The sequence below is a fragment of the Dinoroseobacter sp. S76 genome (genome assembly GCF_049801095.1).
GTDB lineage: Bacteria > Pseudomonadota > Alphaproteobacteria > Rhodobacterales > Rhodobacteraceae > Dinoroseobacter.
On the sequence record NZ_JBNAGH010000025.1, the window covers coordinates 1 to 2,792 of the forward strand.

Here is a 2,792-nt window from a genome sequence, read left to right on the forward strand (position 1 = left end):
GGGGGATGTTAAGGATTACTCGTTAGGAGAACCCTTGGCGCCTTTGATCGCGGCCAGCTCGGCGAAGCTGTACTCGGTCGCGTCGAGGCCCAGGCTTGCGGCCAGCTGTGCGGCTGCGCCGGAGACGCCCACGGACTGGGTCGAGACGACGCCACCGCGCTCGGTGATGTTGTAGCCGTTGTCCGTGTCGAAGCTGCCCTTGATGTTGGCCAGCTCGGCGAAGCTGTAGTCATTCGCGTCCACGCCCAGGGTCGCGGCCAGCTGTGCATGGGCCGGGGAGATGCCGACCGACTGGGTCGAGACCACGTCGCCGCGGGGGGCGATGTTGTAGCCGTTATCGGTGTCGTAGCTGCCCTTGATGGCGGCCAGTTCGGAGAAGCTGTAGACGCCGGGCTCGACGCCGAGCTGACGCTCGAGCTGGGAGGATGCGAAGGCCGGAGCGGTCAGGGCGATCACGAGGGCGGAGGTCAGAGCGAGTTTCATTTCAGTAGTCCTTTCAGTGTGTTGCGCGGCCTGTTTGTGCGTTGCGAGCCGCGGTGTTGTGTGTGTCGGCGGTGTGTGTCGCTGCCGATGAGATGGATTTGGGTCGGGGGGGCTCGGAATGAAATGGCGATGATGCGAGAGGTTGTTGCGCGCTGACGCACATCACGCTCCCGCGATCAGGCCTTCTGCGCGGGGTGTTCGAGGGTTTCCGGAAAGCTGCGTGGTTTCAGAGGCTTACCCGGACACACACCCTCACAACCCGGTGATGTTTCCAACAAAGGGGGCTGAGGGGGGCAAAAGTCACAGCCAATGTGACAGAAAAAAATCGAAAGAAATCTGAGGGGAGGGCTTGGCCCCCCCAAACCCCAACAAAAAAGACCCTGAAATCGGGGTCCTGAAGCAACGAAATGAGGCGCAGATCAGTATTGTGACGAGGCGACCGCGTGCAGATAGGGGGACACTTCGGCAGGTGTCATCCCGGATTTCAGCCGCGGATCATAGAGCATGCCGAGCAGTTTCTCATCCCGGCGCGTCAAGAGGGCGAATTCCTGGTCGTCGTTGAAGATCGAGGGCCAGACCTCCTGGCAATCATTGGACAACCCCATGCCCTGAGCGAGCTCTTCCTGAATGCAGGAGGCGCGCATCTGGTCCGGGTGTTCCGCGCGGATGATCGCTACCGCCTTCCGGAACCCGCGGCTGCGATCGCCATAGGGCTCCGCCACGACCATGCAGAGATGGTTGCGACGCATTCGTGCAATATTGCTCAGTGTCGATTTGGAGATCCCCGGAATAAGCTTCGGCAGTGTCTTTGAGAGGCTCTTCCGCTCTGCTTCGGTCACTACGAGCACGTGGAAGTTCGGCTTATGCGGGTTCACGGTGATCGGGTGGCGTGTGGCGCGGGCCAGCGTGTTTACATAGCTCGAGATCGAGCGCAGATCCTTGGCGCGCCGGGCCTTGTCGACGCTCGCGCCGAACATCACCTGAAGCCGGACTGGCTCCTCCCAGCGCAACAAAGGTTTCGTGCTGCGATGGCCGGAGGAGCTTAGTCCACCGCTATATTCATTGTGCAGAGCGATCTCGACGAAGTCGCGGGACAGCGTCGCAGGATCCATGGGCGCATTCGGCATCCGCGTCGTGGTCTTCATCAGACCCTGCGCGAGGAAGCTCGTCTGCATTTTTCGGTAATACTGGGCGAGAGGTGTCTCGGAAAGCTTGACCGCAGTGCCCTGACTGCCCTTGGTCACGGTCGACCCCGCAGGAACCGCCGAGGCGGCGCAGGTCAATGCTCCCGCGAGAATGGCACATTTGGTCAGTTTCTGCATCGAGATACGCTCCAGAACTACAAGCCCAAGGTGCCATGACATGCTGGATCGTGCAAATGCTTCAAGTCGCGGTGCCAAGGTCTTGAGTAGGCATGGGAAAGCCAGTTCGAACCGGGCGGCCGATTTGCCGGGGCAGATCTTCCTGATTCCATATGTCGGGTTTGTTGGCGGTCGGGATGCTGGGCCTCAGAGGCGGTGGCATCTTTCGTCCAGACACTCGCGCGGGGCAGCGCGAGTTCCCCGCCCGTTGGGAGGTATCCGGGCGGGGGTTCGGGGGATGTTAAGGATTACTCGTTAGGAGAACCCTTGGCGCCTTTGATCGCGGCCAGCTCGGCGAAGCTGTACTCGGTCGCGTCGAGGCCCAGGCTTGCGGCCAGCTGTGCGGCTGCGCCGGAGACGCCCACGGACTGGGTCGAGACGACGCCACCGCGCTCGGTGATGTTGTAGCCGTTGTCCGTGTCGAAGCTGCCCTTGATGTTGGCCAGCTCGGCGAAGCTGTAGTCATTCGCGTCCACGCCCAGGGTCGCGGCCAGCTGTGCATGGGCCGGGGAGATGCCGACCGACTGGGTCGAGACCACGTCGCCGCGGGGGGCGATGTTGTAGCCGTTATCGGTGTCGTAGCTGCCCTTGATGGCGGCCAGTTCGGAGAAGCTGTAGACGCCGGGCTCGACGCCGAGCTGACGCTCGAGCTGGGAGGATGCGAAGGCCGGAGCGGTCAGGGCGATCACGAGGGCGGAGGTCAGAGCGAGTTTCATTTCAGTAGTCCTTTCAGTGTGTTGCGCGGCCTGTTTGTGCGTTGCGAGCCGCGGTGTTGTGTGTGTCGGCGGTGTGTGTCGCTGCCGATGAGATGGATTTGGGTCGGGGGGGCTCGGAATGAAATGGCGATGATGCGAGAGGTTGTTGCGCGCTGACGCACATCACGCTCCCGCGATCAGGCCTTCTGCGCGGGGTGTTCGAGGGTTTCCGGAAAGCTGCGTGGTTTCAGAG

3 protein-coding genes are annotated in these 2,792 nt (G+C 62.0%); all 3 read right to left on the reverse strand.

Annotated features, from left to right (window positions below):
• Positions 1 to 15: 15 nt before the first annotated feature.
• The 3 genes from ACP153_RS22960 to ACP153_RS22970 all read right to left on the reverse strand — a co-directional run bounded on the left by ACP153_RS22960 (position 16) and on the right by ACP153_RS22970 (position 2,560).
• Entirely contained in the window at positions 16 to 483 is a 468-nt protein-coding gene (locus ACP153_RS22960; RefSeq protein ID WP_424970027.1) for a hypothetical protein, read from the reverse strand.
• A gap of 419 nt (positions 484 to 902) precedes the next feature.
• Positions 903 to 1,847, reverse strand: a complete 945-nt coding sequence (locus tag ACP153_RS22965; RefSeq protein WP_424973342.1) for a DUF2927 domain-containing protein — start codon at positions 1,845 to 1,847, stop codon at positions 903 to 905.
• Between the two features lie 245 nt (positions 1,848 to 2,092).
• Positions 2,093 to 2,560, reverse strand: a complete 468-nt coding sequence (locus tag ACP153_RS22970) for a hypothetical protein (RefSeq protein ID WP_424970027.1) — start codon at positions 2,558 to 2,560, stop codon at positions 2,093 to 2,095.
• Positions 2,561 to 2,792: the final 232 nt, after the last annotated feature.